This is a genomic window from Caballeronia sp. LZ043, from assembly GCF_031451075.1.
GTDB lineage: Bacteria > Pseudomonadota > Gammaproteobacteria > Burkholderiales > Burkholderiaceae > Caballeronia.
In genome coordinates, this window is sequence record NZ_JARUXT010000002.1 from 1,060,015 (window position 1) to 1,074,305 (window position 14,291).

At 61.3% G+C, this 14,291-nt stretch carries 12 protein-coding genes and 1 pseudogene; 10 read left to right on the top strand and 3 right to left on the bottom strand.

Annotated elements, in window-relative coordinates; translation table 11 throughout:
- Positions 1-361 precede the first annotated feature (361 nt).
- The 3 genes from QCE64_RS18425 (at position 362) to QCE64_RS18435 (ending at position 3,414) form a co-directional block, all read left to right on the top strand.
- Entirely contained in the window at positions 362-1,783 is a 1,422-nt protein-coding gene (locus QCE64_RS18425; protein ID WP_310005331.1) for a UbiA family prenyltransferase, read from the top strand.
- Positions 1,784-1,801: 18 nt separating this feature from the next.
- Positions 1,802-2,164 (top strand): ligand-binding protein SH3, encoded by a 363-nt coding sequence (locus tag QCE64_RS18430; RefSeq protein ID WP_310005333.1) that lies wholly within the window; start codon positions 1,802-1,804, stop codon positions 2,162-2,164.
- Positions 2,165-2,238: 74 nt separating this feature from the next.
- Positions 2,239-3,414, top strand: a complete 1,176-nt coding sequence (locus QCE64_RS18435) for a hypothetical protein (RefSeq protein WP_310005335.1) — start codon at positions 2,239-2,241, stop codon at positions 3,412-3,414.
- 451 nt (positions 3,415-3,865) lie between these two features.
- Here the strand turns inward: QCE64_RS18435 and QCE64_RS18440 are convergent, their stop codons facing one another.
- Both QCE64_RS18440 and QCE64_RS37955 read right to left on the bottom strand, forming a co-directional pair.
- On the bottom strand, positions 3,866-4,552 hold the full coding sequence (locus QCE64_RS18440; protein WP_310005337.1) for a Fe2+-dependent dioxygenase: 687 nt from the start codon (positions 4,550-4,552) through the stop codon (positions 3,866-3,868).
- A 68-nt stretch (positions 4,553-4,620) separates the two neighbouring features.
- A pseudogene (locus QCE64_RS37955) lies at positions 4,621-6,986 on the bottom strand (catecholate siderophore receptor Fiu).
- A 520-nt stretch (positions 6,987-7,506) separates the two neighbouring features.
- Between QCE64_RS37955 and QCE64_RS18455 the strand changes: the two are divergent.
- The 5 genes from QCE64_RS18455 to QCE64_RS18475 all read left to right on the top strand — a co-directional run bounded on the left by QCE64_RS18455 (position 7,507) and on the right by QCE64_RS18475 (position 12,233).
- On the top strand, positions 7,507-8,157 hold the full coding sequence (locus QCE64_RS18455) for a PepSY-associated TM helix domain-containing protein (protein WP_404987410.1): 651 nt from the start codon (positions 7,507-7,509) through the stop codon (positions 8,155-8,157).
- A gap of 26 nt (positions 8,158-8,183) precedes the next feature.
- Complete coding sequence (locus QCE64_RS18460) at positions 8,184-8,717, top strand: DUF2271 domain-containing protein (RefSeq protein WP_310005343.1); 534 nt, start codon at positions 8,184-8,186, stop codon at positions 8,715-8,717.
- A gap of 27 nt (positions 8,718-8,744) precedes the next feature.
- Positions 8,745-9,566: a DUF4198 domain-containing protein gene (locus QCE64_RS18465; RefSeq protein WP_310005345.1), complete on the top strand. Its 822-nt coding sequence runs from the start codon at positions 8,745-8,747 to the stop codon at positions 9,564-9,566.
- 7 nt (positions 9,567-9,573) lie between these two features.
- Entirely contained in the window at positions 9,574-10,623 is a 1,050-nt protein-coding gene (locus QCE64_RS18470) for an FAD:protein FMN transferase (RefSeq protein ID WP_404987391.1), read from the top strand.
- 71 nt (positions 10,624-10,694) lie between these two features.
- On the top strand, positions 10,695-12,233 hold the full coding sequence (locus QCE64_RS18475) for a sulfite reductase subunit alpha (protein ID WP_310005347.1): 1,539 nt from the start codon (positions 10,695-10,697) through the stop codon (positions 12,231-12,233).
- Positions 12,234-12,420: 187 nt separating this feature from the next.
- On the opposite strand, the gene QCE64_RS18480 is transcribed toward QCE64_RS18475, so the two are convergent.
- Positions 12,421-12,825, bottom strand: coding sequence for a hypothetical protein (locus QCE64_RS18480; RefSeq protein ID WP_310005349.1), 405 nt, complete (start codon positions 12,823-12,825; stop codon positions 12,421-12,423).
- 823 nt (positions 12,826-13,648) lie between these two features.
- Between QCE64_RS18480 and QCE64_RS18485 the strand changes: the two genes are divergently transcribed.
- Entirely contained in the window at positions 13,649-13,843 is a 195-nt protein-coding gene (locus tag QCE64_RS18485; RefSeq protein WP_310005351.1) for a CsbD family protein, read from the top strand.
- Between the two features lie 135 nt (positions 13,844-13,978).
- On the top strand, positions 13,979-14,164 hold the full coding sequence (locus QCE64_RS18490; protein ID WP_310005354.1) for a hypothetical protein: 186 nt from the start codon (positions 13,979-13,981) through the stop codon (positions 14,162-14,164).
- Positions 14,165-14,291: the final 127 nt, after the last annotated feature.

Below are 14,291 nucleotides of genomic sequence, written 5' to 3' on the forward strand. Positions count from 1 at the left end.
TTGCAATACTTTTATTCGCAGCATATGCCTGCCACGCCTTAGCCCGGTCAATCACCCCCGGCCTATCGAGCGCCGTCGACGTATTACTTGTGGTCGCCACATTCTTGACGATTCTCGAGGCACTAAGGATTCCCGCATGGCGCTTTGTCGGGAGCTGGATCTGGCTGCTGGCCGCGCTTGTGATTCTCAGGACCCTATTCCGCTATAAGGCCGCACCTCCTGCCTAGCGGCTTCCTCGCGGACGCCTTGATCCGAAAGGTATCCCGATGCCGGCGAGACCTCTGGCATCAATTTAAAGAATAGCAATCAGACGACTCGCGGACCATGTCGTGAGTGTCACAACTCGTGAGACGGAGCTGAAATGGCGGGAGCAGGCGTTCCATTATGCGTGGACCTGGACGGGACACTGACACCAACTGACTTGCTGGTTGAGTCCTTCCTCGTGCTGATGAAGAAGAATCCGATGTACGTGTTTCTGTGCGTCGTCTGGCTGTTACGCGGCAAGGCTTACCTTAAATCCGAGATTGCAAGGCGCATCTCCATCGATGTGTCCGTGCTGCCCTACAACGCGACCTTCATCGAGTATCTTCAACAGCAACGTCAAAGCGGACGGGATCTCTACCTTTGCTCCGCGTCGGACCGACAGTTCGTCGATCAGATCGCAAGCTATTTTGGCTTGTTCAAGGGCGTGCTCGCAAGCGGCGAAAAGCTCAACCTCAAGGGTTCAAAGAAGGCTCATGCGCTGACTGAAAAATTCGGCCCGCGCGGCTTCGACTACTGCGGCAACGAGAAAGCCGACTTGCCGGTCTGGAAAGAGGCACGTCAGGCGATCGTAGTCGGTAATCGTCATATCGCCGCAGCGGCTAAAAAAGTAAACACTAGGATTGTCTTTTTTGAACAGAGACGCTCGCTCCTTTGGCTTGTTCTGAAGGAGATGCGCGTTTATCAATGGGTGAAGAACCTGCTGATCTTCGTTCCACTGCTCGCGTCGCATCGCTTCACGGACTCAAAGGCAGTCCTCGCCGAGGTGATCGCCTTTCTTTCCTTCAGTTTCTGCGCTTCGGCGGTCTATCTGTTGAACGACATGCTCGACCTGGACGCAGATCGCCGGCACGCGAAAAAGCGAAACCGGCCATTCGCATCGGGGCAATTGCCGCTCAAATACGGCATGGTACTCACCGTGCTGTTGCTGGCCGTTGCTGCGGCGCTTGCATTGCTGCTTGATCAGGAATTACAGCTTGTCATCGCAGGCTATTTCGCGGCCACGCTTCTGTACTCGCTCAAACTCAAGCGACTCCTGCTCGTCGATGTCTTCGCCCTTGCCGGCCTTTACACGATCCGCATTGTCGCTGGCGGTTCTGCAGGCAACATTCCGTTGTCGGACTGGCTCATCATGTTCTCCGTGCTGATGTTCCTCAGCCTTGCAATGATCAAACGCTACACCGAACTCGATGCGTTGCTCCGTAACGGAAAGGTCTTTGCTTCTGGCCGGGCCTACGTTACGCAGGACCTCGGCATCTTGCGTTCATTTGGAACTGCATCGGGCTATGTCGCAGTGCTCGTTCTCGCGCTCTATGTGAACTCATCCGATGTGCGGATTCTGTATCACCACCCACATGCGCTGTGGATCCTCTTCGGCCTGTTGCTGTACTGGATCAGTCGTGCGTGGATGCTCGCATTCCGCGGCGAGATGCATGACGACCCGATTGTCTACGCGGTCAAGAACCGTCTGAGTCTGCTCGTTTTTTTCCTGTGCGTCGCCACGGTCGTTGTGGCTGCCTAATTGCCGATCCAAATCACCATGCCATATATCACGCTCTTACTCAGCGGCTCTTGCAGTGCGCTCGCCAGTATTCTTCTTCGAGTTGCCGGGAAACTGCCGGCGAATAGTGGCACGATGTTTTTCGACCTCGTCACTCGGCCGATGCTGTACCGACTGGGCGCACTTGGTGCTTACGGAGCCGGATTCATTCTGTACGCTATCGCGTTGAAACGCCTGGAACTGAGCGTCGCGTATCCGATGATGGTCGCTGTCACGATACTCGAGATCATGCTGCTGGGCACGGCGTTGGGGGAGAGCGCTTCGCCACGCACACTCGCCGGCGCCGCGCTTCTCATCGTGAGCGTGTTGTTGCTTTACGCTCCGAGTTCCGCGACGGCATGACGCGTCGTTAGCCTATCCCGGCAAGCCGTTTCACGTCTTTCTTTGAATAACAAACAGAAAACGAGGGCGTTCCAATGTTGCAGCAATCCAGATTTTCGCGTCTCAGCGGTTGGATTTTATTAGTTTTCATCTACTACATCGCCGCCGCGTCGTCGTTCGGCGGGTTCATGCTGAAGTGGCAATTCTCGGAAGGCACACGCTACACCCTCCCGATGATGCTCGACGGAACAGCGGACCGTCCCTTCGTCTATCGCCAGCTATTGCCCATGGTCGCCAATGAGGTCGGCGCGCTGATTCCGGAGCGAGTACAAGCGAGCTTCTTGAACAAGCTTGCAGAAGATCCGCCCGTGTCGAACCCGATCCATCGATACTTTCCGAATGCCAGCGATGCAGCGAATCCGCGTTACGCACTGCGCTACTTCGTCGTCTATGCGCTGTCTTTCGTTTCGATGTTCATGGCCATGTTCCTGGTCCGCGCGGTGTGTCTGGAAATGAAATTCGACAAGACGGCCGCGACGCTGACTCCGCTCGTGATTGCCTTGATCTTTCCGCTCATCCAGACGGAGGGCGGATACTTCTATGACATGCCGGAGCTGATGTTCATGGCACTGGGTACCTTGCTCGCCGCGAGGGGGAAGACCGTCATGCTCGCGATCGTCACGATCGTCGCCACGCTCAACAAGGAATCCTACCTCCTTTTTCTCCTGACGTTGATGCCGCTCATGATGACGCGCTTCTCGATCAAACGCACGGCGGTCACTACGGGGGGATTGCTTGTCCTGGCGGCTTTGGTGAACATGGCAATCAAGCACAAGTACGCGCTCAATAACGGCGGCGTCATTGAGTTTCAGTTGTCGTCACACCTTCAGTATTTGCTCAACCCGCGCAATTATCTGAGAACGGAGATCAACTACGGAATGTTGACGACCAAAGGATTCAATCTCCTTAATCTCCTATTGTTCGCTCTGGTTTTCAAGACAGGCTGGCAGGGTCTGCCGAGACATGCTCGGCAGCAGGGTTTGATTGGTATCGTCCTGACCGTGCCGCTATTCATCGCTTTCTGCTACCGAGACGAACTTCGCAACCTGAGCTTCATGTGGATGACATTCGCACTCGCGGTTTGCGCGACAATCTCAGTGGCTTTGTCCGCAGCCCATGCGCGCGCCGACAACGAGTCAAAGTCGCAATCAAGCTTGGAGGATCTGGAATCGAGGATATCTCATAAGCAGCAGGCGGTGGCCACGCGCTAAGGTGCCTGCACGCGGTGGTCCTCCTGTATTTTTCGGGAAATCGGCCGGCTCAATAACCCTTTGGGCAGCCGCTGCGGTTTCTCTCGGACCCTGACGTTCGATGCTGAGACGGCCGACAGCTCGAGCGGTGGAGGGTCGAGTGCGATTCTCGAGCGGCATGCCAAGGCGGCGTGGAGTCAGCGGAGCTTTCGTATGCAGAGATAGCCCTTGCTTCTGGCGAAAGCCTGCAGACGGCATTTATCTACGCGAAGTCCACGTAACAACACGACAGTTCAACTCGATTTAGGTCACCGTAACCGAGCACCTTGCGACGGGTCCATTTTGATCTTCCGTTGATTTACTGAAAGCCAGCGGGAGGCGCTCGGGGTTGCTGTCGCGATAAACGGGGGCACGCGCTTGTCTGCTCAACACGCGCGTTGTGCGTGTTTGATGCCGCGACGGGCGAGCAAGATCAAATCTCCGACCACTCGCGCAAGAGATTGTGGTAATGATTGGACAGCGACAAGGTTTCCTCACTCTCGCCATGCCGGCTGCGCAGCGTCTGGATGGTCTGATCCAGTTCGAACAGCATCGTGCGCTTCTGATCGTTGCGGATCATGCTCTGAATCCACAGAAACGAGCACACGCGCGCACCTCGCGTAACCGGCGATACGCCATGCAGGCTCGATGACGGATACAGCACGAGATCTCCCGCCGGCAGACGAACTTCATGCTCGCCATAGGTATCGCGTACGGTCAGGTCGCCGCCTTCGTACTCGTCGGGTTCCGATAGAAAGAGTGTCGCCGAGAGATCCGTGCGCATCCAGCCGGGATCCGCTGGCGTCGCGCGCACGGCGCCATCGACGTGAAAGCCATAGTGTTCACGCTCGGCGCCCCCGTAGCGGTTGAACAATGGCGGCGACACGCGCAACGGCAGCGCCGCCGAAAAGAACAAGCCATTGCGCTTCAACGCGTCTTCGACGATGCGCCGCAGTTGCGGCATGTCGGCCGCGTCTTCGGGCAATTGCCGGTTCTGCCTGACCTGTGCCCCTTGCGAGCCGACGGTCGCGCGGCCGTCGACCCATTGCGCGACATCGAGCCGTGTGCGCAGATGCTGCACTTCGCCTGCGTTCAGGACCTCGGGGATATGCAGCATCATGATGCGTTGCTCCGTTCGATGTTTCATCTCCCGCCGCGCGCCTGCATGCGCGACGAGAGGGTGCTGCCTCAGAAGCTCAGATTGGCCGTGACCACCGCCGTGCGCGGCGCGCCCGGGAAGTAACGATAGCCGCTCTTGTTGATGGACGCCACATAGCTGCGGTTGAAGATGTTGTACACGTTCAGTTGCAGGTTCAGATGCTTGGTGACGTTGTAAGTGGCGAGCGCGTCGAACACCCAGTACGCATCGGTGTGATCGGGCGTGCCGACCGCGCCGTCCGTGCCGCGCTGCAAACCGCTCACGTAGCGAGCGCCGCCGCCGAGCGTAAAGCCGTACGGCAGCTTGTAGGTGGTCCACAGCGAAAGCGCATTGCGCGGCGTGTAGGTCAGCAGCGTGGAGCCGTCCTGCGAGATGGGGCTACCGGCCGCGACCTTCGCATCCTGATACGTATAGCCGGCAATCACCGACCATGCCGGCGTGATCTGGCCTTGCGCGCTCAACTCGACACCCTGCACGCGCTTCTTGCCAATCTGTCCATACGTGCCGTCATCGAGCAGCTGCACTTCGTTGGTGATGTCGGTGCGGAACAGCGCAGCGGTCGCCAGCAAGCGGCGCCCGAACAGCTCCCACTTGGTGCCCACTTCGTAGGTCTTGGCCTTCTGCGGCGCGAAATCGATCCGATTCGCGCTGTTGCCCGTTCCTCCCGCGGCGAGCGCGAAGTTCGAACCGCCCGGCGGCTGTTGCGACACGCCATAGTTGAAGTAGACGTTGCCGTTGTTCGTGATCCGGTACAAGGCGCCCGCTTTCCAGTCGATCAGGTTGCCGTTCGTCGAGGTATCAATGGTCGTGACCGGCGTGCCCGCAGCCGCGCCCCCCGGACAAGCCACCACCGTGCGTCCCGTGCCGCCGCAGGCAGTCGCGCTGTTGTAGTCGGTGTTGTAGTGATCCCAGCGCAGCCCGCCGTTCAACTCGATGCGGCTACCGATCGAAATCGTATCGAACGCGTAGGCCGCGACGGTGTTGGTCGTGCCGGTAGCATTCGCGCCGTTGCGGCTGTAGTTAGTCGCGAACACATCGCTGTTCGGATAGTAGATGCTGACTGCCGGCTCGGTCGGCGTGGTGTGCCCGTAGATGGTCTGTTCTTCACGCGTGAGTTCGAAGCCCGCGCTCACATCGTGCTTGACCGGACCCGTATTGAACGTGCTGGTGACGTTCGTCTGATTCGTCAGGATGCGGTTGTTGCTGTCGCGCAGATTCGGCGTGCGCGTCATGGTCCAGGTGGCGGGATTGGCTGGATTCGGCAAGCTCAGGTTCGTCGCCGCCGCCATGAACGAGGTCAGCATGTAATCCTGCTTCGTCTCGGCCCAGCGCGTGATGTTGCGGATGGTCGTCGCGTTGTTCAGCTTGTGCTCGATGCGCACCGTCGCCATATCGGTGGTCGAATCGTCGTGATCGGATGCCGTGCCGTAGAAGTTGTGCGTGTTCACCTTCGGCGCGGTGTTGAGCACGCCGAGCGCCGCGCTCGGGGCGGTATAACCCGCAAGCCAATGGTCGACACCCCGCCGTCAGGAATGTTGTCCTGCTTGACGTGCAGGTAATCGATATAGACGGTAGTCGGCGTGTTCAGGCCGAAAGCCAGCGAGGGCGCGATGCCCCAGCGCTGGTTCTCCACTTCGTCGCGGCCCGCGACGTCCGCCTTGTGGCCCATCAGGTTCAGGCGGAACGCGGAAGTGTCGTTGAGCTTCTGGTTCCAGTCGAGCGTGCCGCGCGCGTAGTTCGACGTGCCGCCGGACAGGCTGGCGTCGAAAGTGTTGTCGAGGTTTGGCTGTTTCGTGACCAGGTTGATCGAGCCGCTCGGCGCGCTGCGGCCGTAGTCGGAACCGGACGGGCCCTTGATGACCTCGACCTGGTCGTAGTTGAACATGTCGCGATAGACCGTGCTGGTGTCGCGGATGCCGTCGATATATATGCTGTTGGACGTATCCACGCCGCGCATATAGATGGAGTCGCCCGTGCTGGTGCTGCCGTTTTCGCCCGCGTAGAAGGTGCCCACGCCCGGCACGTTGCGCAGCGCTTCCGTGAGCGTGGTTGCCTGTTGATCGCGCATCACGTCCTTGTTGATGATCGTGATGGTCTGCGTCGTGTCTTCGATCGGCTGCGTGAACTTGGGCGACGCCAACGTTTCGCTCTTGTAGTCGCTGTTCGATTGCGCCGTCACGCGCACGGCGGGCAGGGTCGCGTTTTGGCTCGTTGTTGCCTGGGACTGGGCAAGGGTCGTCTGGGTTTGCGTGTCCGCAGTCTGAGCCGCGACGGGCAGCGCGCAACCGAGCGCGATTCCGCTTGCGATCGTCGCGCGTGCCGCTGCGCCGCTCAGGGTCGTACCAGTGGGAACCGCGCGGCAGGGCGCGAGTTTTCGACTACGAATGTAGGCCATCTTCAGCTCGAAAGATTAGTCATCCTGCGGGAGCAGGACAATGGACCGGATAAGCCCCGGCACGGCGTGGCTGGCTGAAGCGGCCGGGCGCGATCAGTCGATGCGTTCCCTCGCGCGATGGCTGGCGACCGGATTTGAACGGCGAATCGGCGTCAGAAGAACTGACTGCGCGACCGGACGCGTGCGGACGATGCGAGACGGGTCCGGGTGTGATTCAGGTCCTGGTAGCCGGTCAACGGCCACCCATCGGACGACGATGAAGCGCTTTCATCTCGCCCACGATGCTTGCAGAAACATGCTGTAAGAAAGCGTGACAAATGTAAGTCGTTCTCATTTGCAAGTCAATAGCTCCTTAAAAGAAAAGTTCCAAGAATGTCTGGCGGGTTCGCAGTTGGTGCTGAGCGGCGCTGCTTTCGAAAAATTTCGTAATCATTTGGTCTGGTTCTTACAAATGAGAACGATTATCATCTCTCGCGGAAGCAAGATGACACCCGGCGGAACGCCGCTTCGAAAGCCCATCATGAACGCCCAATGTCTGCAAACCGCTGCACGCGCCGATGCTTCGCAACGCCGGGCATTCTGGCTGCGTCACCTTCATCGCTGGCACTGGATCAGTTCCGCGGTGTGCCTGATCGGCATGATGGGTTTCGCGATCACGGGCTTCACGCTGAATCACGCGAGCAGTATCGAAGGACATCCGCGCGTGACACGCAGTTCGGCGCGATTGCCGACGGCTCTTTTGCATGCGATGAGCAATGACACCGGGCAAAAGCCGCGTGCGGTGCCGGCCGAGTTGGCCGACTTCATCGAGCGTCGGTTCAACGTCGATATCGCCGGCCATGAAGCCGAATGGTCTGACGGCGAGATCTACATCGCATTGCCTCGGCCCGGCGGCGATGCCTGGCTGAGCGTGGACCGCGCGACCGGCGACGTGCAATACGAACTGACCACGCGCGGCTGGCTGTCGTACCTGAACGACCTTCACAAAGGCCGCAACACGGGTGGCGCGTGGAATCTGTTCATCGACGTCTTCGCGTTCGCCTGCCTCGTTTTCAGCGTCACCGGACTGTTCCTCCTCAAGCTGCATGCGCGCAATCGCGGCGCAACGTGGCCGCTGGTCGGGCTGGGCGTGGTCGTGCCGCTGCTGCTTGCCATCGTTTTCATCCACTAACCCTTCAGTCAGAAAAAAGGTTCGACATGCGTCGATTGCTCGCCGTCTCCCTCGTGGGCGCGGCCACCACGCCGCTCGCCGGCGCCGCTCATGCGGTTGAAATGAATGTCACGGTCACTATTCCTTCACTCGGCGTGGCCGAGTATCACCGGCCGTATGTATCGATGTGGATCGAGAAAGCCGACCAGACGCCTGTCGCGACGCTCGCGGTCTGGTACGACGGCAAGAAGAAGGGCGGCGAAGGCACCAAGTGGCTGAAGGACATGCGTCAGTGGTGGCGCAAGGCGGGCCGCGACCTGAACATGCCCGCTGACGGCATCTCCGGCGCAACACGCGCGCCCGCCGAACAGGTCATCAGTTTCAGCGACGGCCGCGCGCCGCTCGGCAAGCTGGCGCCGGGGGACTATCAACTGGTCGTGGAAGCGGCACGCGAGACCGGCGGACACGAAGTCGTGCGCGTGCCGTTCACGTGGCCGCCGGCAGCGGCAGCGGCATCGGCGAGCGCGCAGGCGCGGGGCGAGCATGAACTCGGCCCTGTCACGCTGGTGGTCAAACCTTAATTGCATCTCTGTAGACAAGGTCAACTCATGAACTTTGCTTTGAAGAAACTCACGCTCACGGCGGCGCTGGCGTCAGCGCTGCTCGCGCCGCTCGCCGGGCAGGCGCATCGCATGTGGCTGCTACCGTCCGCGACAGTCCTGTCCGGCAACGATCCGTGGATCACGGTCGATGCTGCCGTCTCGAACGACCTTTTTTACTTCGAACATTTTCCGTTGCGCCTGGATGGTCTTGTCGTCACCGGTCCCGATGGCAACGCCGTGAAGGTGGAGAACGCAAGCACGTTGCGCTATCGCAGCGTATTCGACGTGCACTTGACGCAGGAAGGCACCTATCGGATCGCGGTCGCGGGGCATGCGCTGTTCGCGAGCTACAAGGTGAACGGCGAAACGAAGCGCTGGCGCGGCACGGCGGAATCGTTCGCGAAGGACGTGCCCGCGAATTCAGACGAACTCAAGGTGACGGAAAGCGAGACGCGCGTCGAATCGTTCGTCACGCGCGGCAAGCCGACCACTGTCGCGTTGCATAACACGGGGCATGGACTCGAACTGGCGCCGGACACGCACCCTGACGACCTGCTGGCGCAGACGCCTGCTCGTTTCCGGCTTCTGCTCGACGGCCGGCCGGCGGCGAACGTGAAGGTGTCGGTGGTGCCGGGCGGGATTCGCTATCGCGATCAGTTGGGCGGCATCGAAACCGCGACGGACGCGGACGGACGCTTCACCGTCAAGTGGCCCGCACCGGGCATGTACTGGCTGGAGGCGAGCACGCAGGATGCGCAGACGAACGTGAAAGGCGCCACGTCGCGCCGCGCGACCTATGCGGCGACGCTTGAAGTGATGCCGCAATGAGGTTGCGATGAGGCGACACGCAGCAGAGGACGCACGGCGAGTCGTCGTGCCCTGGATGACGATGAACGGTGCGGACGCGCCGGCGGAGGACGGGCGCATCGCCGGCTTCGGCGGCGACACGATGGGCACGACCCGGAGCGTGTCGTGCGTGGTCGATGCAGGCGAGGCGCAGGAGCGGATCGACGTCATCGATGCGACCATTCGCGCCGTGCTGGACTCGGTGATTGCGCAGATGAGCAACTGGCGCGCGGATTCGGCCATTTCCGGCTTCAACAGCGCGTTGTTCGACAGTTGGGTGAGCCTGCCGCCAGCCTGCTTCAAGGTGGTCGAGGCCGCGCTGAACGCCGCGCGCCTGAGCGGCGGCGCATTCGATCCGAGCGCCGGGCCGCTGGTTGACCTGTGGGGCTTCGGGCCGTCGGGACGGCGCATACGCGCGCCCGGTCCCGACGACGTCGAAGCTGTCCGACGCCGCTGCGGATGGAGCCGCATTGAACTGGACCACGCGGCGCAAGCAGTGCGGCAACCGGGCGGCGCATCGCTGGATCTCGGATCGATCGCGAAAGGCCATGCCGTGGATGCCGTGAGCGAGTCGCTTGGCGAGATCGGTATTGCGCACCGGCTGGTGGAGATCGGCGGCGAGTTGCGCGGCGAAGGCGTGAAGCCGGACGGCATGCCCTGGTGGGTGGAAATCGAAACGCCGCCTGGCGACGGCGCACGCGAAGGCACGACGGCACACGACTTGATCGCGCTGCATGGGCTTGCGGTAGCGACCTCGGGCGACTATCGCCGCTATTTCCTCGACGCCGATGCGCGCCGGCAGATGCATATCGTCGATCCGCGCACCGGTTATCCGGCGAGTCACGCACTGGCTTCGGTCACCGTGCTGCATCCGCAATGCATGCTCGCCGATGCTTACTCGACCGCGCTCATGGTGCTCGGGCGCGAAGCGGGCATGGCGTTCGCTGCGCGCGAGGGGCTGGCGGCGCGTTGCGTGGCGCGTACGCCCGAAGGTTTCTCGGAAAGCGTCAGTCCCGCCTACGCGGCGATGCTCGAATGATGCGGGCGTCGCTGGCGTGGGGCGCTGTGTCGCTCGGCGGCGCGGTCGGTGCGTGTTGCGGCCCGACGCGCATGGCGATGGCAGGCGGCGTGATCCTCTCGTACGCGGCAATGTGCATGGCGGTTCGCGCGACGCATCGGCGGACGCATGCGACCAACGACGGATCACAGACGCCAGCGTCCGTGCTGGTCGCCTACGCGAGCCAGACGGGCCGCTCGGAAGAACTGGCCGCTCAGTCCGCTGCGACGTTGCGTTATGCGGGCCTTGCCGTGGACCTCGAACCACTGGAGGTGATCGACGCAGCCCGGCTGAGCGGCTATGAACGCGCGCTGTTTATTGTCAGCACGACGGGGGAGGGCGACGCGCCCGATCACGCCGCGCGCTTTCCTGGCCGCGCAATCGCGTCCGACGCTGCGACGCCGCCGTCGCCGCCAATGCCACCGATGCCTCACTACGCCATGCTCGCGCTCGGCGACCGCCGCTATGCTGGGTTTTGCGAGTTCGGACATCGGGTCGAAGACTGGCTGCGCGGGCAGGGCGCGAAGCCGTTGTTTGAGTCGATCGAAGTGGACGACAACGATGCCGGCGCGTTGCACAGATGGAGCACGCAGGTCTCGTCATTGGCGGGAAACCTTGCGCAGCCCGACTTGGCCTCGCACCGCTTGGGCTTCTCCCCCTGGACCCTCGAGGCGCGAACGTTGCTCAACCCGGGCAGCGTAGGTGGTCCTGCTTATCACGTCTGTCTCACGCCAATGAATGCCGGCGCGCTCGACTGGCAGGCCGGAGACATCGCGCAGATTCGTCCGCGGCATGCGGCCGGGGTGGTGTCGGCCTGGCTGCGCCGCTTGCCACTCGACGCGCACGCGCCGATCCGCTGCGAAGGCGCGCTCACGACGCTGCAAGCCGCGCTGGCATCGCGCGTTTTGCCCTCCGATGTCGATGCACTGCGCGGTTACACGCCACAGGAACTGGTCGACACGCTGAAACCCCTTGCGACACGCGATTACTCGATTTCCTCGCTACCGGAGGACGGGCGGATCGAACTGCTGGTGCGGCAGGCGCGGCATGCGGACGCAGACGCCTACGACGGTGTTTCGCTTGGCATCGCGTCAGGCTGGCTGACCCGGCACGCGACACCGGGCGCATCCGTCGAGGTGCGCGTGCGCAGTAATCGCGCGTTCCATGCGCCGGACGATGATCGCCCGCTCGTGCTCATTGGCGCGGGCACCGGGTTGGCTGGTTTGCGGGCGCATCTCAAGTCGCGTATTGAGCGCGGCTGGGGCGCGAACTGGCTGATCTTCGGCGAACGCAACCGGGCACACGATGCGTTCCATGTCGACGAACTCGCTCGCTGGCAGGACCTAGGCATGCTGCAACGGCTGGACCTGGTGTGGTCACGCGATGGCGCCCGACTGCGTTACGTGCACGACGCTATGCGCATCCATGCCGCACTGCTGCGCGAATGGGTGTTGGCCGATGCGGCGATTTACGTGTGCGGCAGCGCAGCCCGCATGGGCCGTTCCGTGGAGACGGCGCTCGCCGAGATTCTCGGGCGTGCCGAACTCGACGCGTTGCGTGTTGCCGGACGCTATCGGCGCAATATTTATTGAGGCCACGCCTGTCGGTCCGCTGCGGGCGACAGACGCCGACGCCCTTTTGTCCACGCTGCGCGCGGGAGAATATCTGGCGGACGAGCGTCTGGACGACATTCTAGTGCACTGGCACCGGGCGAGAAGCGAACTTCATTTTCGCGCCGTCGGCGCCATCCCGGCCGGCCAGAGTCGCCACGTCGGCAGATCATTTCGCGCGGCCTCTTTCGGAGTCGGTCGGGACTCGCGTCAGGTAAGGCTTGCCTGGCGCAGTCTCAAGAACTCGCGCGGGAAGATGGTGTGTCTGGTGTGATTCCGAAGCAACTGCCGTCGTGATCGAACGTACCTTGCGGCGAGTTCCTTGTCCAGTGCGGTCGCCAGCATATCCGCGAGCGACTTCGCGTCCTTTGGGCTTCGCGCCGGTAGTTGATTTTCCGATGCCGATGCCCGCGCTGTTGTTCGCCGACACATTGCCGCCCGGCGCCTTGTGGCCTGCACCGGTCACTGTATTGGCCGACGGCCACATCAACGCGAGCCATGCGGGCGCCCGATGTTCTTCCGCATAGATTGCCTGCGCGGTAGCCTGTTGAGCGCCAATCGATTTTCCTTTCACCCGTGCGGCGATCAGCCCCTAAGATCTGCACTGATCAACGCGCTGACAACTGCGCCGTGGCGGAAAAGCAGCTATTTGCGTTCAGAACTGTTGTCGAATACCGTTAGCTGTTGAATGGACACGCCAAATCATCCCCTTATGAGCGCATATGAGTTCCGCCTCGTCGACGCGGAACTGGGCCATCTGCTGCTAGCAGTATTTCGAGACTAAGCAAACTCCCACCCTGTGTTCCCGCCTGCCTACTGGCATAGACGCGTCGCGCAAATTCTGGACACTCGACATTTGCTGCCCGGGCAACTAGCCTCAATCTCAACACTCTTCGCGAAGATCGAATCCCGACTTGAGGAGGTGGATCTTGCTGCTTAGGCAGATCCGAGCTACGCAGCGGTGGCCTGACGCGTGCACTGCACAAGAGCGGATGGGAGACCATGGTATCGCATACGGAGCTCTTTAAACCGAACAACGACACACGGTTTGACGGCTTTGGTTTCGACCACGCCGAACGTTGCGGCCGCGATCTTCGCGAACTGCATGCAGCCAGCTCGACCAAACCCATCTCGACGCGATCATCAAATGGGTGAGCCTATACCGAACAGCCCGTGGGTCAGGTTTCGGTGCAAATCAACACACCTACCAATAAGATTTACTTTGCATCAGTACTCTCTCGTCATCAACGGTGCGGTTTTCGGGACCGCGGGAAGAGAGGCGTTCTCACCGGTAAAAATGGCCCTGGTCACAGCGTCCGAGCTACCCACCGCGACGCGGCATCGTCCTTGCGCTGTCTTTGTTACACCTGCATGCCGCAGGGGAAACGGAGGCGATCATGAACGAAGATCAGGTGAAGGGCGTCGGCGAGAAGGTCAAAGGTAAGATCAACGAAGGCGTCGGGAAGATGACGAACGATCCCGCGCAGGAAGCGAAGGGCGACGCGCAACAGGTGGAAGGCCAAGTGCGCAAGGACCTCGGCGATGCCAAGGAGGATCTGAAAGACGCCACTGACGATACGGCGAAGCCGTAATCCAATTTGCGTCTAGCCGCCGAGCTGCCTCGGTGGTCTGGCGCGCGACGCCTTCAGCGCCCGCTTTGAGCGGGCGCTTTCATTTGCTACCCTTCCGATTGAAGTCCGCCGCGTTTCCTATAGAAGGAGCTTCGAATGGAACACGACCCAGACGGGACCGTCACCTTACGAATCTACCGCGCACCCTCGGGCCAATGGGCTGGTCGCATCTTTGCCGGAGAGGTGGAGATTGGCGCGGTTGCCGGGTGCGACAGTCCCGCGGCAGTCGAGCAAGCGGCGCGGGAAACCGGCGTGTTTCCTGATCATGTCGAGGTGTATTAGCCGCAGTGACTTTGCGTATCGCCACCGATCGGATGCTGGCGCGCTATCCTCCCCGACGGCCCCCGCGAGTTTTCGCCGGTCGGCCCATCGACGCATTGTGTAGATGGCCATCTCGATACGACACATG